Annotated in this window: 20 protein-coding genes and 1 pseudogene; 9 read left to right on the forward strand and 12 right to left on the reverse strand. The window is 58.5% G+C overall.

Annotated features, from left to right (window positions below):
* Positions 1 to 70: 70 nt before the first annotated feature.
* From DM992_RS35895 to DM992_RS35910, 4 genes and pseudogenes are all read left to right on the forward strand, one after another.
* The gene (locus tag DM992_RS35895; RefSeq protein ID WP_111020955.1) at positions 71 to 1786 is read left to right on the forward strand and encodes a sensor histidine kinase; all 1716 of its coding nucleotides are present in this window, start codon (positions 71 to 73) and stop codon (positions 1784 to 1786) included.
* Positions 1787 to 1952: 166 nt separating this feature from the next.
* A pseudogene (locus DM992_RS35900) lies at positions 1953 to 2651 on the forward strand (transposase); the annotation flags it as partial.
* A 582-nt stretch (positions 2652 to 3233) separates the two neighbouring features.
* Positions 3234 to 4124, forward strand: a complete 891-nt coding sequence (locus DM992_RS35905; RefSeq protein WP_105393597.1) for a transporter substrate-binding domain-containing protein — start codon at positions 3234 to 3236, stop codon at positions 4122 to 4124.
* Between the two features lie 740 nt (positions 4125 to 4864).
* Entirely contained in the window at positions 4865 to 5530 is a 666-nt protein-coding gene (locus DM992_RS35910) for a response regulator transcription factor (RefSeq protein ID WP_111020956.1), read from the forward strand.
* 165 nt (positions 5531 to 5695) lie between these two features.
* Here the strand turns inward: DM992_RS35910 and DM992_RS35915 are convergent, their stop codons facing one another.
* Positions 5696 to 6763, reverse strand: coding sequence for a hypothetical protein (locus DM992_RS35915; protein ID WP_162631815.1), 1068 nt, complete (start codon positions 6761 to 6763; stop codon positions 5696 to 5698).
* 467 nt (positions 6764 to 7230) lie between these two features.
* Between DM992_RS35915 and DM992_RS35920 the strand changes: the two genes are divergently transcribed.
* The 4 genes from DM992_RS35920 (at position 7231) to DM992_RS35930 (ending at position 14548) form a co-directional block, all read left to right on the forward strand.
* Entirely contained in the window at positions 7231 to 9738 is a 2508-nt protein-coding gene (locus DM992_RS35920; RefSeq protein ID WP_111020958.1) for a type VI secretion system Vgr family protein, read from the forward strand.
* Positions 9739 to 9791: 53 nt separating this feature from the next.
* Positions 9792 to 13094 carry a lytic transglycosylase domain-containing protein gene (locus DM992_RS35925; protein ID WP_204356211.1) on the forward strand — a complete coding sequence of 1101 codons (3303 nt, stop codon included), beginning with the start codon at positions 9792 to 9794 and terminating at the stop codon, positions 13092 to 13094.
* Entirely contained in the window at positions 13091 to 14137 is a 1047-nt protein-coding gene (locus DM992_RS42050; protein WP_162631816.1) for a hypothetical protein, read from the forward strand. Before DM992_RS35925 ends, DM992_RS42050 begins: the two co-directional genes overlap by 4 nt.
* A 159-nt stretch (positions 14138 to 14296) precedes the next feature.
* On the forward strand, positions 14297 to 14548 hold the full coding sequence (locus tag DM992_RS35930; protein ID WP_111020959.1) for a PAAR domain-containing protein: 252 nt from the start codon (positions 14297 to 14299) through the stop codon (positions 14546 to 14548).
* Positions 14549 to 14635: 87 nt separating this feature from the next.
* On the opposite strand, the gene DM992_RS35935 is transcribed toward DM992_RS35930, so the two are convergent.
* From DM992_RS35935 to DM992_RS35955, 5 genes are all read right to left on the reverse strand, one after another.
* On the reverse strand, positions 14636 to 14839 hold the full coding sequence (locus tag DM992_RS35935; protein WP_111020960.1) for a hypothetical protein: 204 nt from the start codon (positions 14837 to 14839) through the stop codon (positions 14636 to 14638).
* Positions 14840 to 14851: 12 nt separating this feature from the next.
* Positions 14852 to 15061 carry a hypothetical protein gene (locus DM992_RS43145; protein WP_111020961.1) on the reverse strand — a complete coding sequence of 70 codons (210 nt, stop codon included), beginning with the start codon at positions 15059 to 15061 and terminating at the stop codon, positions 14852 to 14854.
* A 22-nt stretch (positions 15062 to 15083) separates the two neighbouring features.
* Entirely contained in the window at positions 15084 to 15380 is a 297-nt protein-coding gene (locus tag DM992_RS35945; RefSeq protein WP_111020962.1) for an H-NS histone family protein, read from the reverse strand.
* A 299-nt stretch (positions 15381 to 15679) separates the two neighbouring features.
* Entirely contained in the window at positions 15680 to 17152 is a 1473-nt protein-coding gene (locus DM992_RS35950; RefSeq protein WP_111020963.1) for an ISNCY family transposase, read from the reverse strand.
* Between the two features lie 580 nt (positions 17153 to 17732).
* Positions 17733 to 18026 (reverse strand): H-NS histone family protein, encoded by a 294-nt coding sequence (locus DM992_RS35955; RefSeq protein ID WP_111020964.1) that lies wholly within the window; start codon positions 18024 to 18026, stop codon positions 17733 to 17735.
* A 693-nt stretch (positions 18027 to 18719) separates the two neighbouring features.
* On the opposite strand from DM992_RS35955, the gene DM992_RS35960 reads away from it, so the two are divergent.
* Positions 18720 to 19286 carry a hypothetical protein gene (locus tag DM992_RS35960; RefSeq protein ID WP_200059252.1) on the forward strand — a complete coding sequence of 189 codons (567 nt, stop codon included), beginning with the start codon at positions 18720 to 18722 and terminating at the stop codon, positions 19284 to 19286.
* 24 nt (positions 19287 to 19310) lie between these two features.
* Here DM992_RS35960 and DM992_RS35965 read toward each other — a convergent pair whose 3' ends face one another.
* The 6 genes from DM992_RS35965 to DM992_RS35990 form a co-directional block, all read right to left on the reverse strand.
* On the reverse strand, positions 19311 to 20009 hold the full coding sequence (locus tag DM992_RS35965) for an acyl-homoserine-lactone synthase (RefSeq protein WP_111020966.1): 699 nt from the start codon (positions 20007 to 20009) through the stop codon (positions 19311 to 19313).
* A gap of 238 nt (positions 20010 to 20247) precedes the next feature.
* Positions 20248 to 21030: an autoinducer binding domain-containing protein gene (locus tag DM992_RS35970; protein ID WP_081070016.1), complete on the reverse strand. Its 783-nt coding sequence runs from the start codon at positions 21028 to 21030 to the stop codon at positions 20248 to 20250.
* Between the two features lie 342 nt (positions 21031 to 21372).
* Positions 21373 to 22299, reverse strand: coding sequence for a 3-oxoacyl-ACP synthase (locus tag DM992_RS35975; RefSeq protein ID WP_111020967.1), 927 nt, complete (start codon positions 22297 to 22299; stop codon positions 21373 to 21375).
* Positions 22296 to 23336: a 3-oxoacyl-ACP synthase gene (locus tag DM992_RS35980; RefSeq protein WP_111020968.1), complete on the reverse strand. Its 1041-nt coding sequence runs from the start codon at positions 23334 to 23336 to the stop codon at positions 22296 to 22298. The genes DM992_RS35975 and DM992_RS35980 overlap by 4 nt, the downstream gene beginning before the upstream one ends.
* Positions 23333 to 23926 (reverse strand): GNAT family protein, encoded by a 594-nt coding sequence (locus DM992_RS35985; RefSeq protein ID WP_111020969.1) that lies wholly within the window; start codon positions 23924 to 23926, stop codon positions 23333 to 23335. Before DM992_RS35985 ends, DM992_RS35980 begins: the two co-directional genes overlap by 4 nt.
* Positions 23923 to 25032: an acyl-CoA dehydrogenase family protein gene (locus tag DM992_RS35990; protein ID WP_111020970.1), complete on the reverse strand. Its 1110-nt coding sequence runs from the start codon at positions 25030 to 25032 to the stop codon at positions 23923 to 23925. The genes DM992_RS35985 and DM992_RS35990 overlap by 4 nt, the downstream gene beginning before the upstream one ends.
* Positions 25033 to 25058: the final 26 nt, after the last annotated feature.

Consider the following 25058-nt stretch of genomic DNA (forward strand, 5'->3'; position numbering starts at 1 on the left):
CATTGCTAGCACTACTTTGGGCACGGCTAGCATTGATTGTGAACTTCTACAGTTGCTGCGAAACGAAGCAATGGCGCGCTACGAGACCGGCGCGGCGGGCGAGCCGCTGTCGCTGCGAATCTGGCGGACGTTCGCACAATCGCCCGATCCGCACGCCCCGGCGCGGCGACGGGCGATCGTTGGCCACGAGATTGCGCTCGCGGGGGCGGGCGACGGCGCGGAAGACATGCATCTGCTCGTCAACATCGCGCGCGTCCGATATCGCGGCGCGGATGCGCTGCTCGCGACCGTCAACGACATCACCGCGCGCAAGCAGGCCGAGCAGTCCCTTGTCGCGGCCCGGCATGCGGCGGATCAGGCGAACCGCGCGAAGTCGGTGTTCCTCGCGACGATGAGCCACGAAATCCGCACGCCACTCAACGCCGTGATGGGCAATCTCGAGCTGATGAAGCGCGGGCCGCTCGCTGATATGCAGCGCAGGCGGCTGGAGATCGTCGGTTCGTCGTCGTCTGCGCTGCTGCATATCCTCAACGACGTGCTCGACCTGTCGAAGGTCGAGGCCGGGCAATTGCGGATCGACGCGGTGCCGTTCGACTGTGCGGCATTGCTGCGCGAAGTCGCGCAGTCGTTCCGGCCGCTCGCCATCGCGAAAGGGCTGGACCTGAAATGCGACATCGCGCCGGACATGGCGCCGTTCCGCGTCGGCGATCCGATCCGGATCCGCCAGATCGTCGGGAACCTGCTTGGTAACGCGATCAAGTTCACGGAGCGCGGCAGCGTGGCGCTGTACGCGGGCGGGCGCGACGTGGTCGAGATACGCGTCGTCGACACGGGCATCGGCATTTCGCAGTCGGCGCAGTCGACGATCTTCGAGCTGTACCAGCAGGCCGACGAATCGATCCATCGCCAGTATGGCGGCACGGGGCTCGGTCTCGCGCTGTGCCGGCGCCTCGTCGACGCGCTAGGCGGCGAGATCGAGGTGCGCAGCAAGCCGGGCGAGGGCAGCGAGTTTCGCGTTCGCGTTCCACTGGCGATTGCTGCCGATGCGCCCGCAGCCGACACGACGCATGACTTGCTCGACACGGCCCCGCTGACGGGAGGCAACGCCATGCCGCTGCGCGTGCTCGCCGTCGAGGATCACCCCGCGAGCAGGCTGCTGCTGGCCGATCAATTCCGCGAACTGGGCGTCGACGCGACGATCGTCGAAAGCGGCGAGCAGGCGCTGGCCGCACTTGCACGCGGCGGCTTCGATGTCGTGCTGACCGATCTCGGCCTGCCCGACATGGACGGCTGGACGCTGGCGGCCGAGATGTATGAGCGCGATGCGCAACTGCCCGTCGTCGCAATGACGGCGCACGCCGGGCCACAAGAGGAAAAGCGCTGTGCGGACGCCGCGATTCGCGCGCTTTTGCAGAAGCCGGTATCGTTGCGTGCGCTGGAGCGGGCGTTCCGCGCGCATGTCCGCGGCGGATATGCGGGCGTGCAGACGCGCGCCGCGCACGATAATCCGCGATTGCCGAAAACCGTGATGGCCGCGATGCACCAGGTGACGCTCGCGTCGCTCGATTCGATCGACTGCGCGCTGGCCGGGCAGGATACGCAGACGGTCGTGCGCGAGTTACATGGGCTGAGCGGTGGTTTCCTGTCGGTCGGGCATGGCGTGCTCGCGGAGCTGTGCGGCGGGTTGGAACAGGTCGTGCACGACGAGGGCCTCGGCGTGTTCGTGGAACTTTGGCCTGCGCTGCGCGACGAATTGACCAACGCGCTCGGCTCCCTGGGCGCGTGAGAACGTTCGGGCACCGAACCCATCTCGACGATCGCCTGGATCACCTTGAGTCGGTCGAGTTCTCGTATAGTTACTGTCACCAGTCCCGCTGGATTCATGGCCGGCTCCCGCATATCCGCAAAAGCAGGCAGCGTGCCAGCTCAAAGACGCGACATCTCTTATAAGGTCGCTGGACGCTAAGTATCATCTCGTTGTGGCCCATGAGGTAACGAATGCTGGACACGATCGTGCCCAGCTCCGTCCGATGGCAAAAGCTGCCCGTGATGCAATGGACAGACCTCGGCTCAAGGCTATAGCAGACCGAGGGTATTACAGCGGGCCACAGATCAAATAATGTGCGGCTGTCGGTATCGCAGTCATCCTGCCCAAGCCAACAACGTCCGGCGCGAAGGCACATGGCCGCTTTGACGGGGCGGACTTCATCTACATTGCCCGCGATGACGAATATTAGTGCCCAGCTGGCGAGCGTGCCATTTACCGCTTTACGCGAGAGGAGCACGGCTTGCAGTTGCGCCGCTACTGGAGCAGCGCCTGCCCTTGTTGCGCGTTGAAGTCGCGCTGTACGCCGAGCGATTATCGGCGTATCAGCCGACGGGAGCACGAAGAGACGCTAGAAGCCGTCCAGCGACGTCTCGACAGGATGCCGGATGCGATGACTGTACGGAGGCGCACCGTCGAGCACGTGTTCGGAACATTCAAGCACTGGATGGGATACACGCACTTCCTCACCCGAACCCTGAAAAACGTCGGTACCGAAATGAGTCTGCATGTTCTGGCTTATAACCTGAGGCGTGTCCTCGCGATACTGGGATTCGCGAAAACGATGAAGGCTATATGCCTGGCGAGCGCTTGTAGGCGCTGGTAGCCCCGGCAGCAAGGCAGAACGCATGCACTGTTGCATCGCTCTGTCTTGGCCCAGTGTCTCATGACGAAACAAGGCGTCATGAGCCGCGGGACACCGGCGCCACGTGGATTCCGTCGCGGTCACTGCACCGACGGTTTCCACACTGCCTCGGTCGGCAGCGGCCGGTCCTGAAAAGATTGAGCGTAGTTCTCGGCGTAGGTTTGTACGCGGAGCCTTGTTAGATAAGACGCAGGTACTGCTGCATCATTGGGGGGGACAGTTGCAGGTGCTGCGGCGGGTTGCGTGCTCATGTGACCGGGAAAAGTTGCTTTGGCTGCCCGAGTGTACCAGCGGCCCAGACACGGAGGGGCCAAGTTTGCCCTTAGGTCAGCCCCTCCAGATGTGCCGAAGCTCTCTCCCGGCATTCGCTCCATGGCGACTGCGCCGTTGACCTGAGTCAATCGGCGGCGATCGACTCCGCTTAAAGTAAATTCACGTCGGAGTTGATGGACGCGCGGGAAGGGATACCACGGGTCTGCCACTGACGGAAACGGCTCGGGAAATCGAGCTTATGCGCGGGTAAACGTCGTGAACAGAGGCATCATGAGATATCAATCCATTGCCATGCTCGCCGCACTTTTTGCGGGGTATGCTACGTCGACGACTGCCTGTGCGCAGACGTTAGACAAAATCTCCCGGTCCAATCAAATCGTTGTGTCGTACAGGGAAGCCGCCGTGCCGTTCAGCTATCTGCTGACGCCGCATAAAGCCGTGGGCTTTTCGATGGACGTAACCGAAGCAATCGTCGACGACGTTCGCAAGGCACTTCGCAGGCCGGATCTGAGGGTCGCCTATGTTCCGGTTACCGGACAAAATCGAATTCCGCTGCTCGTCAATGGCACCTACGACCTAGAGTGTGGGTCGACGACAAACACATCGGCGCGCGGCAAGGACGTCGCGTTTTCGACCAATTACTTTTATGCCGGTACGCGGCTGATGGCGAAACGGGCGGCGCACATTGGCGACTATGCTGACCTCGCGCATAAGGCTGTCGTGACAGTCGGCGGAAGTACGAATGAAAAAACGCTGCGACGCCAACTCGAGGCGCAGCACATCGATGCCGAAGTCGTGCTGACAAAAGACTACGCGGAGGCCCTGAAGATCGTCGCGGACGACAAAGCAGCAGCACTCGCGCTCGATGACGTTCTGCTGTATGGGTTGAGGGCGAACGCTGACGACCCGAGTACGTGGGTCGTCACCGGGGGCGCACTGCAGGTGGAGCCGTACGCATGTATGGTGCGCAAAGACGATCCGGTGTTCAAGCGACTCGTCGATGGCACGCTCACTCGGCTCATGAAAAGTGGCGAATTCACTCGCATGTACGCAAAGTGGTTCGAATCACCGATTCCGCCGCGCGGCGCGAATCTCAACATGCCGATGAGCGCGGCGCTAAAGGGAAATCTCGTCACGCGCAGTGATCGGCCTGCGCAATGACTAGCCATGGTGCGGACATAGCTAAGCGCCGCGCTTGAATCGCGGCCGTTGCGTTGCGCTTACTGGCCCCTCAATGCGGTCAACTGAAGCGGGCGTTTGGCGGCGTAAGCGGCATTGCCGTGTTCTCGATGGCTGCTTCTCCGGAGTGCCCGGATGCAACCTCGCTGATACCTGGCTGTGCCATCGAGGCGGGGGCGAGAATGTTCGATGCCTCATTGAGACAGAGCCACTCAGTGGTACCGGGTTGCAGCGGATCGGACTCCGACAGCCAGTTCGTACCACACTGACGGCAGTGATACTGTCGGACGACTATTGCGGGCCGTCCTAGTGGTCGCAACCTTTTGGGCTTGTGCAATTCCACCAATTCGTCATGTGCGACTTGATCCGGGATCGTGCACATTCGCGTGCAAGCTTGGCAATACATGTGCCTCAGCCTCTGAAGAATTTGTCCGCTCGCTGAAGCGCCTCTTGGCACATGACTCAAATAGTCTGCGGATTGCAACGCGATCGCTAATGCACCGGTTCCACACTCAATTAAAGCACGCTCGCTATCGTGGTGGGCGCAGATTTTCGCTGGAAAAGGGGGCCGTCGGCGTAGGTTTGGGTGTAGGGATCGCGACAGTCCGGGCGGCGGCCGCTAGCAGGCAAGCCGAACACATCAAGCATAAAGAATTCTTGCTAATATCTGAACAGGGTTCGGTATCTTTCACCACGCACGGCGAATTCCGGAGACGTTCCGTATGATCAAAGTGGCGATCTCCGATGCGCACTCAGTGATACGCTCGGGAGTGCGGGGCACGCTTGAGGCGACTGATGAATTCACGGTCGTGGGCGAAGCTTACGATCGCGACAGCACTCTCGCGCTAGTGCACTCGATTGATGCGGATGTGCTGACGCTTGGTCTCATAATGCCCGGCGTGAGCGGTGTTGAACTCATCGAGTTAATTCGGAAGGATTGCCCTTCGCTTCGCGTACTCGTTCTGACGAGGCGATCGGAGGAGGAGTGGGCCGTCCGAGCGTTCAAGAGCGGCGCATCGGGGTTCGTTAGCAAATTTAGCCCGGCTGCAGATCTGGTTGCCGCAGTTCGAAAAGTTGCGCGTGGTGGTATCTATGTCAGTCTCGCATTTGCGGATCAATTGGCATGTAGCCTCGACAATAGGGTCGATGCATCTCCCCACCACGGTTTGTCGGGCCGGGAACTAGATGTACTCGTGCGTATTGCTTCCGGAGAATCGCTTGATGCAATAGCACATTCCCTTGGCGTGAGTAAAAAAACTATCGGTACGCACAAAGCGCACGTTCTCGAAAAACTTGGGCTACAGAGCGACGCGGCGCTCGTACGCTACGTATACAGCCACAAAGTTATTCCCGACGACAGTAGCGAAGAAGTAGATGCTCGAGAATAGCGCTCTCATCATATGGCCATTTGAAGCTCGATACGTGAGATGAATCGCTCACAACGTACTGAGGCTACGGCGACAGCGGGAGATCGGTGCTGACGATCGCAGCCATCGGTGCACTCGCCGCGAAGGCAGGGTGAGTCACCGCGGCATTCCATCGAGTGCTATCGGTCAGAAATTTTCGGCCATTCGATCTGCGCGTACCCAAGTCGGCGCGACAAAGATCACTTTTCGCATCGAAAATTGCGGCCCATGTGGCTGCAATCGAAAGTGTCCGCGCCGCAAGTGGGGTGAGACTTCGCCGCCATGTGGATGCACCATCAGCTGCGCCGGACCCAGAACGATCTTGTCGTACAGTTGCGGGATTTTCCGGACCAGTTTCGCCATCTTCTTCACGCCAAGGCGCTGTAGCTGCAACTCCGCATCCGAGTAATCGCGGACGCGGCGCTGAACGTTCTGAGCCTGTGCGATGTACAGGATGACTTTGGTTACGATCTCGGTCACCGACCGAAAGTGTTTTTCCAACAAAGGATCGGAACAGACAGCCGCGATCTCCTCGTTGATCGTTCGACTCTCGTCGTTGATGATCAATTCGATGACGCTTGCGCCGTATCGACCGAGGTTACGCATTTCAAAGACCGGAATCAATGTCAGCGCTCGGTTTTCATCTCGTGGGGAATCGAAGACATACACACCTTGTACCGCCGCATGGTTGCTCGTCTCGCTCGGCAGCATCGAGACGTGCTTCTGGAAGGTTTTGCCAAAGCGTATATAGCATGCGCCGGCTGGCGCGCGCACTAGATCGCACGGTAGGTCGTCGCCGACGTCCGAGTGCACCAGCCATTCCTCCAACGCCGCGGTCGACTCGATCAGCAAGCGCTGTTCGCGCGACCAGTACATTAGCGACGCCGTCGGCAATACCATCGCTGGACCTCGGGAGTTAACCATGCGATCCGGATCAATAGCCCGTGCGCGCCAAGCAGGATCCTGCTGAATGGAGTCGCATAAGAGCCGAATGTTCTGCTCGAACCGACATCGTGTCGTTGTCAGCATGTCGTCGACGAACGCAGCTGAACGTTCGCCTTCGTGGCGCCGAACGAACCGTCTCCAAATCGTCAGAAGCTCAGCGTTTCGTGCTTCGATCGGATGTGGAATCGAGCCGATTCCAACGCAGGTATTCAGTGCGCGAAAGAGCGCAACTGTTTCGGGTGACGGCGCAATCACTGGGCGATTCAACATGGTTCAGCAGCCCCATGGTTATTTTTCGAGCGAGTGAATCTCATAACGATCCAGGAAGATGGCTCAGCGCGGTGGTTGCCCCGTAGATTCGGTCGCTAGTATGTCAAACATTGAGAAGACCTTTCACGCCCGGGAGCGGCTCGTGAAATGCGCAACTGGGTAGCATACTTTGCACTGGTACTAGAGGGGCCGGGCGGCACTCGAACGAGATTTAACAATCGCTGATATTCCCCCCTGACGGAACACTCTACGATGAATACACGTACTATCATATGATCCCAGTTTGACTTCGCTGCGGATTGATTGAAATCGAGATTCATACGCGACACAATTAATTGGTGCCCGAGGTGTATGGTGATTGAAAGAAATGGCGATCACATTACAACGGCGTCGAATTTAAAATCTGCAGGTGCGGCTCTGAGAGGGCAGTAACAGCCGAACTTGTAAACATGGGACGGGGTATCCTCATGAGTGGGGAAGTTTTGCTGAAGGCCCTGCGCGGCGGGCACGCGCAGTTCGATCGCATTATCAAGCTCGACACGCCGCTAGGTGAAGATTGGCTCGTTCCGTTGTACGTCAAGCTCCATGCTCGACTCGGGCGCAATTTCGAAGTGATAGTCGACGCCTCGTCTGTCATGGGTGACAAGATCAAGCTTAATGCGCTGATCCTGAAGCCCGTCACGCTCTGGATTCGACAGACGGACGGCGGTTACCTGCCGATTCATGGCTACGTGCAGCGGGCTCGCCGGTTGGGATACGACGGAACAGTCTCCTATTTCCAGCTCCAGTTCTCTTCCTGGTTGAGCTTTTTGAAGCTCAGCAGCGACCGGCGTGACTGGCAGGAAGCCAGTGGCTGGCAGATTCTCACCGACGTATTTGACAAGCATCCGCAGGCTTCCGGCAACTATGCGCAGGAGCTGCGCGCGGCGATGCGCTCGTATTCGCACCGCGTGCAGTGGGAAACCGACTGGAACTTCGTGCACCGAAGCCTGGAAGAGATCGGTGTGTTTCCGCGCTTCGATTTCGCGAAGGACGGCAAGTCGCATAAGGTCGTCATGATGGACGACCTCTATTTCGGGCCGTCGCTGCCGGGCCCGGAGATGAGGTTCAGCCATGCGGGCACCGACGAAGATTTCGATGGGCTCACCCAGCTGAGTGAGCAGCAAGACGCACAAAGCGCGTCGCTGATGCTCGGCACAGCCGACTACAAGCGGCCGGATCTCGACAAACAGGTCGGCATGCCGGCGGCCGACCTCGAGGATTTGCCAGGTCAAGGTGAGGACTATCTCTATACCGGCTCGCAGACTTGGGAAGCATCCGACGTCGGCGAGCGTCAGGCTCGCATTCGCACCGAGGAATGGGCGTCCCGGTCGAAGCGCTATTTCGCAATCGGTAGCCCGCGGTACGCGCTACCCGGCTACTGGTTCAAGCTGTCGGGGCATCCCGTTCTCGACACGCAGCCGGAGGACGAGCGCGAGCTGTCGATCATCGCGAGCGACTGGTTGATCCAAAACAACCTGCCCGGCATGGACGCGCTCACGCGGTTTCCGCGCAGCCTGCGCAGCGAGATCGAACAGGTCCAGGCGGCCGGCACCGGTGCGACCGTGAGCCATCGAGATGGCGGCGTTGGATTTTTCCATGTCGAGATCGAGGCACAACGCCGCAAGACACCGTTCCGCAGCCCGTTCGAACACGAGAAGCCAGAGATGCACCTGCAGACGGCGATTGTGGTGACGGACAGTGACGAGGAAATTCTCACCGACGATGGCAACCGGGTACGGGTCCGCACATCGAACAGTCGGAACGATCGCAATCAGAAGTCGACGACGTGGATTCGCGCGGCAATGCCGGACGCCGGCGCGAGGCGCGGCGGCTACTTCCCGCTGCGCAAGGATGACCAGGTGCTCCTGGGATTCGTGAACGGCGATTGCGACCGGCCGGTGATCATCTCGAGGCTGCATGGGGGCGCGACGATGCCCGTATGGCATACGCACGGCCTGTTGTCCGGCTTCAGGTCTCGCGAATACGGTGGCGACGGTTTCAACCAGCTCGTCATGGACGACTCGAGCGGTCAGAATCGGGCTCACCTTTACTCGTCAAGCTACAGCTCTCACCTTCATTTGGGCTACCTGATCGAGCAGTCCGACAACACGCGCGGCGCGTTCGTCGGCAGCGGCTTCGATCTCAAGTCGGAGGCGCATGGTGCGATTCGGGCGGTGCAAGGCCTGTCGATCTCGACCCACCCGGCTTCTGTACAACCGATGAACGTGTCGGCCGCAACTGATCAGCTTGCGGCCGCGGAAGCTGTGTTCGAGACAGTCTCGCAGGCGAGTGAGACGAACCGGGCCGAGAGCCTGCAGGCCGGCAGCGATGCGCTGAAGGCCTTTACCGAGATGACGCAGGGCAGCGTTCCGGGCGTCACCAAAGGGGGGCGAACTGCCGGCGGTGGTACGGGAAATGCCAACGGCTTTGCGAAGCCGGCCATGCTGCTGTCGAGTCCGGCAGGTGTCGGGATCTCCAGCCAGCAATCGCTTCACGCCTCAGCGAATCAACAGGTCAACGTGGTGTCGGGAAAGAACGTCAACGTCGCGGCCGGGAAGTCGCTTCTCGCAAGCGTCATGGACAAGATCAGCCTGTACGCTCAAAACCTCGGGATCAAGATTTTCGCGACCAAAGGTCCTGTCGAGATCCAAGCTCAGAACGATGCACTGACGATGCTCGCGCAACAGGACATCATGATCGAGAGCGCGTCCGGACGGGTGGTTCTACGCGCGGAAAAGGAACTGATTCTCAACGTCGGCGGCTCGTATATCAAGATCACGCCGAGCCTGATCGAGAACGGAACGTCTGGCCAGATTCTCGAAAAATGCGCGTCATGGGACAAGCCGGGTGCATCGACCATGACGTTACGCGACCCGCTGAACGGCACGCCGGTGTCGAAGCACGGTGGTTATGCGGACGATTTTTCAGGCTGACCGGGATTCAACCTGTTCCCTAAACGCGATCACGAATTCCTATTCCAACTGCGATGACGAACAAGCACGCCCCCCATCATCCCCCTAAGAAATCCGCGCCAGAAGCGAAGCCCGCGTCCGATTCCTCCAAGCCTGCATCTGGACCGCTAGCGTGGAGCTACCCGTTCTCGCCGACCGCTAAGGCCGATGCCGCGACGGATGCGACGAGTCCGGCGAACGCGACAGATGCGACGGACCCGATGACCTATATGAAGGCGCTTGCAACCGCCGAGGATGGGTTCTATCCGCTTGGAGCGAGCGGCATCTGGCACGGCGGTATTCACTTCGGGCAGAAAACTGCCGAGAGCCTGAAACAGGACGAGGGCGTACACGCGATTGCAACCGGTGAGGTTGTTGCGTATCGACTCGACAAGAAATATCCCGAACTGAATTACCAGGACAAGCGCCGCGCACTCTACTCGACGGGCTTCGTGCTGGTCCGGCACACCCTTACTCTTCCTCCCGCGCCGAAAAAGCAGGATCCTGCGCCTACGCCTTCGAACGGAACACCCGCATCGCCGGCGTCGACTTCACCGAACGGTGCGTCAGCGCCAGCCGGGGCATCGGGGGCCAACGGCACTCCTCCTGCATCAGCGGCACCCACTCCAGCGCCGGCTCCAGCACCATCGAGCCCTCCCCCCGATGAAACGCTGACGTTTTTCAGCTTGTACATGCACACGCTTGATTGGGAAAGCTATAGGGCGGCCCTCGATCAGGTCAAAGCACCGGGCGCAGACCCCAAGGCGCCCAAGCTTACGCCGCCAGCGTATTGGCAAGCTGACCGCACGTACAAGGCGCTGAAGCCGAACCAGCAAGACCTACCTAAACCGAAGTCGGACGATCTGGACCGGCTCGGTGGGCAAGGTTCCGCGGAGCAATGTGACGCAAATACGCCGCTACCGGGGCCGGTATCGGGCGTTCGAGTGCGCATTACGCCGGGCAAGGGGAAGCTCATCGGTTTGTTGCCGGAGGGTACCGAACTCACCGTGAACGAATCCGACAATGGGGGCGTGCACGGTTGGGTTAAGGTCACAAAGATCATAGCCGGTACGCCGGTTGGTTCGACTATGGGGCATCCACCTGACAAGCAAATGCCCTGGGGTTACGTATTTAAGTCGGAACTTGAGGCCATTCCCCAGCCAGGACCGCTCGATCAGGTGGTCGTGTTGAAGAAGCCATTCCACGTCAATGCGGGCGACGTCATTGCCCATATCGGTCAATATCAGCGCTACAGAGAGGCGAAGCTGAGCCCCCCGCAGCCGAGTCGACCGCTGTTGCATTTAGAAGTATTTGCGGGGCCAGAATTGCCGGCGTTCATTGCAAAGAGTCAGGCGCGCGCGAAGGAGTTGCCGGATACGGATTCGGATAAGCCGTTTCTGGAAATCCTCACGGGCGCGAAGCTTGTCACGAAGATTCCCGATCCTGACTACACGCTTGAGCAGGCGAACTTGAAATTGGTGCCGGTCAGCGATCCGAAATCACGATGGGTCAAGGTACAGCCCAAGACCGTCACCATTCCTGCTGCCCAGCCGGCGCCGGCTACTCCTGCTGGCAAGGGGAAGAAGTCCAAGGCGAAGCCGCCGTCAAAGCAGGATCCGACCGAGACGCCGACCGGTGATCCGTTCTGGGTCGAAAGCAGTCTGGTCAATAAGACTACGACGGCGCCAGTCAAGGGCTGGAAAAACTTTCCGCTGAAGGTCGGCCTGGCGGACGGTCCCGGAACAGACTTCCGTGACGTCTTCCGGGTCGCCGATCTCAATAGAAAGGCGCCGCAAGATGTCGCGCGCGAAGACAAGGATGCGAGCGGAAAAGTAAAACGCTGGTGGAACGTGATCGTTGGTACGAAGGATGGAAAGTCACTTCAAGGGTGGGTGCGTGAGAAGGATCATCCCAAGGTAAATTTGTGTAGCCCTTGGGATTGGCCGGGGTTCGAACTCGTCGACAACAGCTCGGTAACAATGGCCGATATGTCGAAGCGATATCTGTTTGTCGCAGGGCTAGCAATGGAGGAAGACCAGGCCGACTTCAAACCGAGCGCTGACAAACTGGCTGCCACGGACCTCATTCAGAAACTCGAAAAAGCCATTGATGCGAATCACGATGGTACTGTGACCGCGGCCGAACTGGCTAAGGCACAGGAGACGACCTGGTTGGCTGAAGCGATCTCGCACATGGTCGTCAAATGTGAGAGCGAATGGGGCGGCAACATGGGACAGTGGGAAGAAATCACCCCACTCATGAAGGCCGTGCCTTGGAAGTGGCAGAACGAAATGGAGCGAATCAAGAAGCTGCAATGGTGGGAGGACGTTCAATGTACTGACGTAAAAATCCTTCCGAAGGACCCGAAGCCATGGCATTTCCATCCGATCGGCTTGATCGGGAATTTCGTTCAGAGTGGGGGTGAGTGCGATTGCGGTTGCTGCATGACCGTTACCGGAACGCGCTTTATGCATACCAAGACTGATCCGTGGTACGGGCCACAGCATTCGGGAAAAATCTCGCTAGGCAATTGCCCAGCGCTAGCAACAATGCGTGCCAAAGGAACCTTGGGCGAGGTGGAAGAGAAGATTCTTCGCGCCATGGCTCAGAATGAAGGTTGTGTGGATACCGTTCAAGCAATTGATATTGCGATCATTAGCGCTGGGGCGATGCAGAAGATCATTCGCGGTTCGGCGAGCAAGGGGGAGTTAGCTGTTCAGATCGCGACATTCCGAGATACGCAGCCAGATGCGTACCAACAGTACTTTGCCAACTGTGGCTGGACTGTGAATGGGTCGGGTGACAGTTCGGAATTAGGCTACGCACATCCGACGTTCACGAATGGCGTTCGGCTTATCGGTGACGACCTCTATCGCGCGCTACGTCGCGATTGTTCGAAAGATACAATGGGCAAGGTGATCAAGTGTCCGCCAGTCGCATCGATGGCCCACGCGGTATCGTCGCCGCTATACCAAGAACTGCAAATCAAGGACTTTGTTGATCGCCTCAATCAGGCGATCAACAAGTCTCCAAGCGGCTATCCATATCGGATCAAGGATTATTTGCAATCACCCCTCGGTCGTGCTACCGCCTTGGACCAGGACGTCAACTATCCTGGTGCGACGGCAGGAAGTATGCAGGCTTCTTTGGATCGGTTCTTCAAGAACCATCCGCAAGCATCGCGCAATCCGGCAGAATGGGGGGCAAACAGGGCTACGTACGAAACCAGTATCCTGCAGGACTATGGGCCAACGCGCAGTATGGCGGTGGTCAATGGTGTGTCGGTCGCGGGAACGCGATATCAACATTTAGTAAGTGCTCTCGGACTGCCGTCTTGAGAAAGGTAACGTTAAAATCTATGAAACCTGGGGCTTCCCATCTTCGGCTCGGCTTCGCCTCCATGCATGCTATTTGTATCGGCGTGGCAACTGCCGTCGTTTCACTTGCCACTGTGACACCCGTACTTGCCAAGACATCATCGTCGACATTCCGGTTTTCTTTACCGGCTGGTGGCGCGATCATCTACAGCAATCCATCAAACCCTAAGGCACCTTTGTCCAATCGATCTTGGAAGCGTGCGGTATTTGCGTTGCCGGACGGAACGACGTTCGGTCTGCTGCCGCGCTCAGGCGAAAAGAACACGGAAGGCACAGAGGTTGAGCCGCCGAATACCGCTAACATTTCGCCGTCTGGCCAGTATGTTGTCATCGGGCGAGTGGAAACCGGAACAGTATGGCAAGGGCAAGGGAAACCGGAGTCTGTCCTGAGTCGGGAATTTTGCCCAGTTATCGAGGTACGCACGGGTTGCATTACCTCAAGTCAAACGGGTGAAATATGCGGACAAGGCTGGAAAGCCGGTCATCCCGCCCAATGGGGGACAGACGAGCAAACTACCACAATGCTGAAGAGCGATCGTCCGTCGGCAAGCAATGTCTTAAGTTCTATTGAGGCAGGGCAGTCAGCCGACGGGATTATTCGCGACGATTCTGGTGCCGACAATTTACTTCGTTGTGACCCATTATCGTCGAGTAACCGGGAATCTTATCGAAAAATTGAAGCCGCTTTGCGCATGAAAGGTGCAACAAACGACGCGCGTTTGATCGAAGCGGCACTTTCGAAAGACTCCGGCGCCTCTGCTGTTAAACCAGTGGTGCAAGAAGCGAACGCAGAAGGCCGGACCGCCACTGTATCGGTAGCTAAAGCGACTCTGTTTACCGCTCCCGACGACGCGACCGCAAGTCGAGCCTATCTCGTCCAGAATGATGTCGTAACCGTACTGAAGCAGTCTCCGACGGGGTGGGCCTACGTGGACTACGTTAACGCATCAGGTAAACATTTGCTTCGTTGGATCAAAGCCGATCAGATTTCGATCAAGCAATGATGCAAGTTGCAAAGCCCCAATCGAGAATATGAGTTTCATTCAGGATTGTCGAAGTGAAATTTAGAACGAGGTGGGGCATTGAGCAGTTTCTGGGTATGACGTTGATGATGGATAACGCGCGAGCAGCGCCTCTGGAGATCAAAAACTTAAGGAACCTGAGTGATTAATCTGATTCGAGTTGGGGATGCCACTGACCACGGCGGCAAGGTCGAAACCGGGTCAACGAAGATGCGCTTCGATGGTCGCTTTGTAGCTCGCAAAGGTGACCTTGTCTCTTGTCCGCAGCACCCCAGCGTCTCACCGAATGTCATCGAGGAGGGTGATGCTTCGATGACGGATGACGGCATCCCGATTGCGCGGCACGGGCATCGGGCGACGTGTGGGTGTCACCTGATCTCAAGCCTAGTTTGATTCTGTTGACGGAAGTTGTTTCAGGTGCCCGGACAGTGCGCAGCCAGACGTCCCCACACGTTAGTTCTGTCGGGCCTGAATCGCTCCCTACAACAACGACATCTGGTCCGGCATGCTCGAGGGAGCCGCAGGGTTGCTTTCCGGGGCAGTTCGGCTCGACTGGTGTCCGGGTTCCGGATTCTCACTCGAACTCACATGCGCGTTGGTCTGCCGATACTTGCGCGCCCATTCGGCACCAAGGACATCGACGGAGAACACGACGCCCGGCGCAATCCGAACAAGCTGGCTCATCGGCAGATCCTCCTAAGCGGACTGAACGTCGAAGTGCGCAGCAGCGTAGCGCGCGCTGCAGTTCCACACTTCGACGCCGTCACGGGTGAACGTAGCCCATCCATCTTTTACGATCATCTCTGCGCGCGGAAATACGTCGCCATGCCCGTTTGCCACGGCAGCAAAGACTGTCCGCTCACGACACGTCGCCCAGTACTTCCCATCGGGCAACGAGGACGACATCGTGCTCAACCGTCTATCGGGCTTACTGTTCGATCAAAAACCGATCGCGATTCTTCGCGCTTGCAATCCATTGGGGAGCCTTGCCACGCCCGCTCCAGGTCGCGCCGGTCTTCGGGTCTTGATACTTCGGCGCGATCGGCGCCCGCGTGTTCGTCGCAACCACACGGCGCCGCCCGAAAAGCTGCTCCGGAGTGATGCCATATTCGGCGATCTGCTCACGCATCGTCGTGATGATGCTGTCCAGCTCGGCGAGCCGCGCTTCTTCTGCTTGCTGTGCCAGCGCGTCTGCCTGCGCTTTAAGTTCGCGATAGGTAGCCATGAGTGTGAAGAGATCTCCTCTTGGAAAATTGGTCAGTGGGCGATCAGCCTCTCGGTAAAGCGAAAGGCTGTCGACTACGATGCGCACACATTATATTCCCGCGAGCGGTGCAACTGACATCGCCATCGATGTGCTGCCCGTCCACGGGGCGGGTGGAACCAGGGCGACAGTTCCGGCTTCCGAGCGACATATCCGTCACGCCAAAGCGGAGAAAAAATGTGGACTCCTGATTAACTTGACATAATTAACACTCTCGTCGGACCGCATGTCCCCGCTAAGTTCAATTGTCGTGTTTCCAGCTAAATTGAAATGTCGCGGTGTTTGGGCTTTTTCTTGTCCTTATTCAAGGTATTGGGGTGGGGCGGCGAAGCCGCCCCCCGTTCCCTGATTCCTTCAACGCTGACTTCAAGAATGGCTTGATTCAGGTCGGCAAGCTCAATGGCACGCTGCTTCTTCAGCCCGATGAGCGCCTTCTTTGCCTGAACCTCGGCACCGCAGTGGGTGCGCGACGGTGAGCCCGAAGCGCGACGATCGTCACGCATATCCTGAATGCGCCGTGCGACTTCCAGTGCGCTGGACAGCCGCTTGTTCTCGACCTCGGCGCCCTGGTCGATGCGCGTAATACGATCGTATTGCCGGCACGACAGCGCCACACCGTTGGCCTGGACCTCAATCACGCCAACGGGATACTCAACGACTTCGACGTATTCGTGCACGAGGCTCCGATTGGCCGCCGAATCGTCTAGCAGGTACATCACGCGGTCGTACTGCACCGTCAACGCATTGGATACCTTGCGCGGCACGCGATATGACAGTATCTGTCGCAGATCCTCATCGGCACGCAGTGGCCGGCGTGCGTCGTGATCGCTTTTCGGCGGTTTGCCGAAACGGCGGTTGAAATCAGCGATGAAGGAGGGCGCATACGCGTTGGCGGCCTCCCGTGTACTGATTCCGCGCAGTCTAAGCTCTTTGACGAGCCGGTCCTGCAACGTCAGGTTGGCCCGTTCCACACGCCCCTTGGCCTGACTTGAGTTTGCACAGAACGCGTCGACATTGAGCTCGTACAGCGCCCGGCCAAACTGCGTGACGCCTTTGCCCGCGGTCTCCGAGCGCTTCTTCACGTAGAAAATGCTGGCCTTGTCGCTATAGAACGCCACCGGCTTGCCATGCGAATCCAGGTACTTCGACAGCGCCTCAAAATAGCTGAAGGTCGATTCGTTCGCCGTGAAGTGCAGCGCCATAAGCCGTCCGGTTGCATCATCGAGGAATACCAGCAGCGTGCAGGCTGGCGCACGGTCCTCGAACCAACGGTGATCGCTGCCGTCGATCTGAATCAGTTCGCCGAAGCAAGCACGGCGGTTGCGCGGTTGGTAGACCTTCGGCGGGCGTTGCTTGCGTGGAATCCAGAGCCCGGAAGCCCTCATCAGCGTACGAACCGTTTCGACAGCCAGGTCAATGCCATGACATTCGCGCAGTTTCTCGCAGGCCAGCGTCGGCCCGAAATCGGCGTAGCGCTCGCGGATCAATGCCAGCGCCCGCTGCGCCTTTCCAGCCGGCAACTGATGATTGCTCGGGCGCCCACGCTTGCCTGACACCAATCCGGCCACGCCGGCCGCGCGATAGCGCAATACCAGACGCTCAATCTGCCGCACGCTCAACTTCAGCCGTTCGGCCGCCTGGCCAGGCTTGAGCCGACACTCGGCTACAGCCTCGATGACCTTCAGCCGATCCACTTCACGCATCGTCATGGTGATCGTCCCAGTCGCGTTCATCGCCGGCGCTCCCAAGGGTGCAGGCGATCAACCTACAGGCCAAAACACGACATTTTTATTTAGCGGAAACGCGACATCTGAACTTGGGACCTACACAGCATGCCAGCATCGTGGCGGCTTGTCGGGAGCGTCCCGGACGTAACAGAGTCCGCGAGGGCCCCTTGGGGTCGGCACTTGTCGAGAATCTGCTCGGGGCCCCTTCTGCCGTCAAGGCATTGTGGCCGATGTTGGATTGCGGCTGGCCCAAATATGGGTAGGGCCGTGGGTGGCGAGCGATCTGCGACTGCGGGAGTGTTACCTAAAGGGTCTGTGCGAGCGGTGATTGGAGGCTGCCACCTAATGCGAGGTCGACCGAATTTGCCGATATTTGATCGTATCGCTGCCATGCGTGAAATAGAGTCGCAGCGGAGACGAACGGCATGGATTCCAAAGGACCACGGGGTATCTTAAACGTTGGGCAGCTTAGGCGGATCTGAATCGCTTGGGCCGGCACGGCTTGATACAGATTCAATGGGCCTGTAGCATGAAGCTGCAGGCCCAGAGAGTGTCCGTAGGGCGACCGATCGCTACGCTGCGGTGATCATTCGGCGATCAAGAAGCGATCACGTTTCTTACCCTTGATCCATGACGGTTCGCGGCCACGCCCGCTCCACGTCTTGCCCGTTTTCGGATCCTGATACTTTGGCGTCGCGGGTTGGCTGCCATTCGCGCTGCGTACGCGCTTACGGCCGAAGACCTGTTCCGGCGTGAGACCATACTCTTGAATACGCGCGCGAACTTCCTCGAGCACGGTCGCTAGTTCGGCCTGCCGAGCTTCTTCCGCTTGCACGAGCAGTGCATCAGCCTTGGCTTTCAACTCTTGATAGGTGGCCATTCTTCACTCCACGTGGTTAAAAGAAACAGTATTGAAATGGTCGCTTCGAAGAGTCCAATTCGGGGCGACGCATCATGTCTGCGACATGCCATTGTCGACAGCGCAATCGGAACGATTGCGCGATTTTCTCATCGTTTGGACCGGGAGTCGATTATTTGTCGCTTCCGAGGCCGCGGACCTGGTGGAACAATCGAAGTCGTCCATTGGGCGATCGAGGTTGGGTACGCAAATTGCCGACGATCATCAGCGGCTTGTTGGACGGTCGCCCGCTGGGCGCCGATGTGCAGTCAACCGCTCTGATCCGCCAGGGCGGGTTGGAGCTGTCTCCATTGGATTGCGTTGAGGACACAATGAGGATACCTATTTTGTATTGGCCAAGTCGTGCCAAAGCGTAAAACGTCTGACAAGCCGCGTTTTTTTCGTACGTGCGTGATGTCTTGCCATTGACAGACTCACTCTTCCACAATGTTGTAATTTGATGTTTCGTTTGTCCAGATAGCTCAAATTCGGCAGACGTGCTGATTGCTGGTTGGTGTCCCCCTAATCTTCACAGTTGACACTGCAGCGTGAAGGAACGAAAAAAGACGCACTCATCTGGGCCGGCGCGATGAGTCCGGTCAGTTCGGTGCATCAGAGATCCGATTTCTCGCGGTGTGTGGAGTACATATCGCCACGTTCGAGGCGAGGCCTGCTATGGAGCAACGCGATAATGTTTGGCGATCGAGTGATACAAACGCATGCTCGGCACTGGCCTGCGAATGCGCGACCTTACAGTTCCGTTTGCGAAGGGCCGAAACGCAGATTCGTCGTCTCACAAGATGCGTTCAACTGAAAGACGAGAAGCTGTGCGAGCTCGGCAAGGTCCTGGCGAACTCGGCGACCGCGCACTATTGCGTTGAAGAGCGATTGCAGCGTGAACTCGATGCGCTACGGATTGATATGCCGGCCGACGTGCCGAGCGAGCACTACGGTCCTGTTGATGGCGATTCAATGGGCGGCGGTGTAACCGTCCGGCTGCCTTACCTGACCGCGATCCTCGCAGTATTGTTCGACGCGATGCACATGTTCTGGGCCGACTGCGATGACGGCCGTCTGCCAAAATCTTCGACTGTCGCTCATGCAATTGACGAACGTCTCGGACTGAGGGCACAGGCAAGCGGCGAAGGTTCACGCACCGGTCAGGCCTACGCGTCCGCCATTCGGCCGGATTGGGTAAAGGATGCGGATAACCGGCATCATCGGCGGCGATCCACATCCTAGCTGTGGTCTTGGAAGTCGAGCGCATCAATTCCGGCGGAGCGCGACGGTTCCCGCCGGGACGGGATCTATTACACGTCTGCCGCGCAACGCGCAATGAGCAACCCGTGGCGCGGTCCCCAGCGAGCCAGGAACATTCGGCGTGAGCGGACGATGCCACGTGATTGAAGAGCGGAGACTATCGAGATCGGATCCAAGTTTGGCGAACGCGGCGGGCGTCAGATCAATGGCACAGACGACGAACGGGGAGCTAGCGGTCTCCGGATGAGGTCCCACATACTGAAGATCGAGGCCAAAGCGGCGATACAGTCGTGCGATGGCCTGGGTGACGACACCAATGATGCGGGTCGCGCCGAGGGATGCCGCGACGGCCATAACATAGGGAAAGAGTTGCATGCCCGAGCCGGCAAACCGCGATAGCTCCCATACGGTGGGTGACGAGGGAAAGTCGAGGTCCGACGATCGAGGAAGTAGTTCTCGGAGCAGGTATGGGGCGGTAGTAGGCATCAGGCGTGCGCAACCACATATCTGCCGTTCGGGAGCAAGTTCGACAATCTGAATGGTGTTTTCGCCATCGAAGTGGTCCCATTCTATGGTTTCATTTTCCTTAACATCGGGTAGCGGCCAGCCGAGACGGCGCACGAACACGTCGTACCGGAACGCGCCGAGTCCATCACGAAGTTCAAGCGGTAAGTCGCTCAACCTACCCGCGATAATGAGTGGCATTTGCGTTCTCCATCATTTATTGATGGCCGCCACCGTATCAAGTCGAAACAACAACAGGAACTAGTTAGGTAGGGAGGAGGCGAAAATGAATATTGGCCGTGCATAATCCGTGCGAGATTGAAGATCTCTGGTTGGTCCGGAATTATTCAATATATGGGATTCGAGAGGCCCGGGGGCATGGTTAAATCATCCCGGCGACGCGCTCGCACACGGGAAAATTTGACTGAAAATAAGGTGGCTAATCAAGTAGGCCGTAATTGGAGGCAATGACGGCGGCTGCTATCCTGCTATTCACGTTCAGGACCTTCATTGCTTCAGTGATATGATATTCGACGGTATGGCGGGATATTTCGAGAATCATGCAGATATCCGTCGATGTTTTTCCTTGTGCGACCCATGAAAGACATTGGCGCTGACGCGGGGAAAGCTGAATGAACGCCCTCGGATGGGGAGGAGCGAACCGATCCAGCTCCAAACGGAATAGATTGCTGATTACGCTCGCGAGTTGCCGACTCGTCCCCGCATTGATACGGGATGACGGCCCTGACAGATTGATGAGCAAAATACTGCCCCCGATCTCACGAATTGGAATGCTCAGCCCGTTTTTGAGTCCGGCGTCGCATGCTTCCACGAGCACATGTCGCTCAGCATGGTTCAAGTCGGTAATATCGCCCCAGCGATAAGGTCCTGAGGAAGTAAAAGCCGCTCGATGTACGGGATCAACGGGGCCATAGTTGTGCTGTAGATAGTGCTGCACCCAGTTATTGGGATAATGCGAGCAGATTGCCTCCATAGACATGCTAGGTCTAGAGCGAATGCAAGTCAGGGAGATCCGTGTGACGGCGTAACATGGAAAACCCAATGGAAGCACCGCATTGCCAAGCAAGTCAGAAAGAGAAGAAATATCCTTTGCATCGGTAAAGAGAGACAGGATTGGTGCCATTCGGGTGGCTAATGTGACATTCCACGGTGGTGGCTTGGACGCTTTTTTGCTTGTGCGATGGCGAAATCGCGTTCTCATGACTTCTGCCTCACTTATTGCCTAGTGGCATTCAAGAGAAATGCTGGAGCAGGGCGCCATCACTGTGGCAGCGACTCCGGCAAACGGTATGGTAGTGGGGTGCTGAATACCTGCGCACTCGCTATGCGATGGCCGACGTCGGAGGTTGCGTCGAGATGGACGTTGGGTGCGTAGCTAATGTGGAGTCTAATGGTTTGAACCGGAACGTCATCCAATAGATTGTAATAATAGAATACGCGATTTTATTTTGAATATCATCGTCCGGAACTGGGGCGATATTGCGACGTATTTAGCGATCGTGTGGCGCACCGTCGGCGAAATTTCCTGAATTCAACGATCCTGTTAGCGAATGAAGAGCGCCGCCGCGGAAAATCCTCCCACTCCGCGGGCGCATAGCAGGAAAGGCTTACCGGGAACCAGATCATCGCAGTCGACGAGATTGATGAATGGATCGCTGACCGTCACATGCGCGACGCGAGCAAAGTTGTCAGTAAACAGGCAGCGTGCTGGAAGACCGAGCGATGCCGTAGTTCGGCGCCAGGTTGGCAGATCAAGATGGGAAGGCAAGATGCGCTGAATTTCAGCTAGGGGCACATTCGCCTCAGCGCTCGTTTGCGTCGCGAGTCGACGCGCCGCAAAGAAGTACTGAGCTGCGAAACGCGATTCATCTTCTCCCAGTGTGCCTCGCCAACCTTCTCCACTCGCGTGAAAGGCCAGCGAGACCAATCGATTGATCGAGGTATCGCGTTCGACGAGTACAGCACATGCGCCGTCGCTGAGTAATCCCGCCCCGGCTATTGACCGGTCGTTTGCGAGGGGCATGACGTCCGCGCCGACCAGCAGGCCGCGGTTGATGGCCGGACGGGCGGCAAACATCGCGCGAATGATCCGTAGCGCGCCCAGTGATGAGGCGCAATGCTGTTGTGCAAACGAGAATGCCTCAGCCTGCTCGAAACCAAAGTGTTCGCATAGCAGGCGTGGCAAGGATAGCGGTGGTGGGGCGACGCTGCCCTGAAGCGTATGAACGTAGACGAGAAAGTCGATCGTGTCGGGAGCAAGATGGGTCGCACGAACGAGCGATTGGATGGCATTCGAGGCGAGCGAAAGCGCAGTCTGTCCCCGAGCGTCATAGAACAAGCGCACCCCCGCTTTTTCGAGGCGTTTGACGGTCTCGGCGGACTGCTTGGTTCGTTGGGCCCAGCTGTGGACGTCTTCGACCGGCTCAGGCACATAGTAAGCGGTATGGACGATCCCGATAGAGGTGCTCATGGCGGATTGAGATATAAGAGCGGCCTGCCATGCGATTCGAACAGTGCGCAACCGACGAAACCGCCCATGCCGATGCTCCACGTCAGGATTCGATCGCACACTGACAGGTCGTGAGATTCGAGTGCGTTGGCGAGCCGCACGATAGGTTCGGCGGCGCCTAGATGGGCGCGGTGGCGGTCAGAAAATTCAACGACACGGCGACTGAGATGTCGGCTAATAGCTTCATCAAGCTGCGGATCTATTCCTGCTCCTACGACGGTGTCGAGGTCGTTGGGCTGAAGCGCGTGTCGGAGCAGTATCGCATCGATCGTCGATTGCAGCGCCGGAACCCAATCGGTGCGGATGTCTAGGCTTGAGAGCGGGGCGGGTGGCGCGAACCGGTGGAGGCGGCTGGCGCGTGCGTCGATCACCACCAGTCCGCAAGCCGTGGGTCTGGAGCGTTCCACCAGGATGGCACCGGCTGCGTCGCCTTGCACGATTCCCTGATCCGTCCATCGCGAGAACGGCGGGCACCACTTTTCTGCAGCGACGATCAAAATGGTGTGGATTGCGGGCTCCGCAATCAGCAGATCACTTGCCAGCTGGAGGGCCGTGAACGTGGAGGCCCCCTGCTGTTGGGAGATGGAGAACGGGAAGCACGGCGTGCCGATTACTGCACGCAAGCGTCCAGCGGTCGTTGTGGACACATGCTCGTTGAGGCTACTGTGGCAGAACATTGCAATATTGATCGGCGCTGCACTGGCTGGCCGCGCAGCACATATTGTCTGCGCCACTTTGGCGGCCAGGCCGGACAGATCGGTATCGCGCTCAACCGGCACACAGCGAGATTCGTCCGGCGCTCTGTCGGCTGCAGCGCGTCTGGTTGCAGCCGCATTCTTGGTGGTGTTGGGGGCGTAATCTGCTTGCCACGACGCGACCCATGCGTGCCAACCGGACCGTATCGGAGCACCGTGCGTCGGCTCGATTCCGCACTCGCGATGTACAGCGACAGTGCGCGGCACATAGCTGGCAAGTGCCGTGATCACGGGTGCATTCATGGTGTGCGTGGTCGCGCAAGGTCCTCGGGCAGCAGGTCATAAAGGAGCCGCCCGACGCGCGTGCTATCGATGAGATGACAGTCTCGTTGCAGTCCGATCAGACGAAAACCCAGGCGCGCGAGCAGACGTTGCGACGGAACATTGCAGTCGACAGCCCATGCAGTGATGCACCGCAGCCGATCACGGACGAACGCTTCATGAAGAAGGTATGTCGCTGCGTTGAAAGCCATATTGACGCAGGTTGGCCGTAACCGGTCGCGAAGGATCCAAAATGAGCCCGTCGCGAAGCAATGCGTGACATCACTGACGGCGACCACACCGCTCGGCACTGTATAGCCAACCGAACCGAATACGCGTATTCGATGCTGTCTGCTATGGACCATTGCTTGCACCGCCAATGCGGGTAGGGTTTGGCGGCCGAGCCCGAAGTCGAACCACCGGCTGATGGTCGGCTGGGTGAGCCAGGTGACGATGTCGTCGATGTCATCCGGCCTTGGTTCGCGTAGCCAGAAAGTAGAGGACGTTGCATGCGATGCAGCGTTGTCTATTGAGGGCTGAGGCGTGCCATCCGTAGGGGCGCAGCCATTCATCCGTCGACCTCCCCATTCGCCATCCGCGGCTCCGCGAGCCAGCCGAGCGCTGTGTCGATGCGCTGCAGCAGGAAGGCAAACCAGTGGCCCGTCTGGAACCGGGCTGCCGGCGGGAGCCCCTCAACATAACCATGGCCGCCGCAAAGCTGCACGAATTCGCGACTGACGCTGACAGACTCGGCCGCGACGTGTCGCAGTAACTGACGGACTAACGGGACCGGCGCCGACGGGCGAGCCGTCCTTACTGCCTGCAAAAACAGGTGAGTGCCATGGGTGACGATCAGTATGTCGGATAATCGCGCCGCGACGAGCTGGTGGCTTGCTAGCGGCTTTCGGAACGCTTGCCGAGTCGTCGCGTAATCGAACGCAAACCGGACGCTATGTTGCATGGCGCCCGTCAAGAGCGCAGCGAGATAGAGGCCGATTTCCGTCATGTACGTTTGCGCGGGAGGAACGCTATCGCTGTCGGCTCGCGCAATCACGGCGAGGGGCGTTTCGGCCGCGGCTTCGTCCGAATGCAATTGCTCCAAAACGAGGGTGCTGAGCGTCGCGATGCCTGTCGATCTCGACGGTCGCTGATCACGTGGGCGCTCGGTGAGGAGGAGGCGCCGCTTGTCATCTATCCGCATGGCGAGGGTCACAGCGTCGCCCAGTGGACCGAGTTGCCATATTGTTGCGTTGTCGATGTCGGGCACGGACAACGCGATCGCTGTTGTGCCGTCAAAATACGCCTGAACTGGCCGAGCCAGAACTGGACCGAGTGCATTGTGCGTCCGGAGCACAATGAGCGCGGGTGCTGTCAGCGTCAACTCCAACGCACGCTCAAGCGGTCCAGCGGCGAGCGCTTCGACAACAAGTGCCAGGCCGTGACGGTCGATTCCCAGGCCGCCGAATTCCTCGGGTAAAACCATTGCTCCAAGATCAAGTGTTGCGGCCGCGAGTCTGACGGTTTCTTGCCACGCTGCTACGCTGGGTGAACCGGCAAGCAGGGGCTCCAGTCGGTTGCGCGCGAAGCGTTGGCTCGCGATATAGAGGTTGCGTTGATCATCGGTCAGTGCCCACGGCGCCGGAGCGGGCCCTGGCGGGAAGGAGTCGGGGGAGAACATCACAATCCTCCACAAAGGACGAGGGT

The organism is Burkholderia sp. JP2-270 (assembly GCF_003233675.1).
GTDB lineage: Bacteria > Pseudomonadota > Gammaproteobacteria > Burkholderiales > Burkholderiaceae > Burkholderia > Burkholderia pyrrocinia_C.

What these genes read in the sequence shown, in the direction of transcription:
- DM992_RS35915 (WP_162631815.1), bottom strand. Translation starts at nt 6,763, where the DNA reads ATGTTGAATCGCCCAGTGATTGCGCCGTCACCCGAAACAGTTGCGCTC.
- DM992_RS35985 (WP_111020969.1), bottom strand. Translation starts at nt 23,926, where the DNA reads ATGAATGGCTGCGCCCCTACGGATGGCACGCCTCAGCCCTCAATAGAC.
- DM992_RS35960 (WP_200059252.1), top strand. Translation starts at nt 18,720, where the DNA reads ATGGAGCAACGCGATAATGTTTGGCGATCGAGTGATACAAACGCATGC.
- DM992_RS43145 (WP_111020961.1), bottom strand. Translation starts at nt 15,061, where the DNA reads ATGTCGTCCTCGTTGCCCGATGGGAAGTACTGGGCGACGTGTCGTGAG.
- DM992_RS35970 (WP_081070016.1), bottom strand. Translation starts at nt 21,030, where the DNA reads ATGAGAACGCGATTTCGCCATCGCACAAGCAAAAAAGCGTCCAAGCCA.
- DM992_RS35905 (WP_105393597.1), top strand. Translation starts at nt 3,234, where the DNA reads ATGAGATATCAATCCATTGCCATGCTCGCCGCACTTTTTGCGGGGTAT.
- DM992_RS35920 (WP_111020958.1), top strand. Translation starts at nt 7,231, where the DNA reads ATGAGTGGGGAAGTTTTGCTGAAGGCCCTGCGCGGCGGGCACGCGCAG.
- DM992_RS35975 (WP_111020967.1), bottom strand. Translation starts at nt 22,299, where the DNA reads ATGAGCACCTCTATCGGGATCGTCCATACCGCTTACTATGTGCCTGAG.
- DM992_RS35965 (WP_111020966.1), bottom strand. Translation starts at nt 20,009, where the DNA reads ATGCCACTCATTATCGCGGGTAGGTTGAGCGACTTACCGCTTGAACTT.
- DM992_RS35935 (WP_111020960.1), bottom strand. Translation starts at nt 14,839, where the DNA reads ATGAGCCAGCTTGTTCGGATTGCGCCGGGCGTCGTGTTCTCCGTCGAT.
- DM992_RS35950 (WP_111020963.1), bottom strand. Translation starts at nt 17,152, where the DNA reads ATGAACGCGACTGGGACGATCACCATGACGATGCGTGAAGTGGATCGG.
- DM992_RS35925 (WP_204356211.1), top strand. Translation starts at nt 9,792, where the DNA reads ATGACGAACAAGCACGCCCCCCATCATCCCCCTAAGAAATCCGCGCCA.
- DM992_RS35990 (WP_111020970.1), bottom strand. Translation starts at nt 25,032, where the DNA reads ATGTTCTCCCCCGACTCCTTCCCGCCAGGGCCCGCTCCGGCGCCGTGG.
- DM992_RS35895 (WP_111020955.1), top strand. Translation starts at nt 71, where the DNA reads ATGGCGCGCTACGAGACCGGCGCGGCGGGCGAGCCGCTGTCGCTGCGA.
- DM992_RS35955 (WP_111020964.1), bottom strand. Translation starts at nt 18,026, where the DNA reads ATGGCCACCTATCAAGAGTTGAAAGCCAAGGCTGATGCACTGCTCGTG.
- DM992_RS35980 (WP_111020968.1), bottom strand. Translation starts at nt 23,336, where the DNA reads ATGAATGCACCCGTGATCACGGCACTTGCCAGCTATGTGCCGCGCACT.
- DM992_RS35910 (WP_111020956.1), top strand. Translation starts at nt 4,865, where the DNA reads ATGATCAAAGTGGCGATCTCCGATGCGCACTCAGTGATACGCTCGGGA.
- DM992_RS35945 (WP_111020962.1), bottom strand. Translation starts at nt 15,380, where the DNA reads ATGGCTACCTATCGCGAACTTAAAGCGCAGGCAGACGCGCTGGCACAG.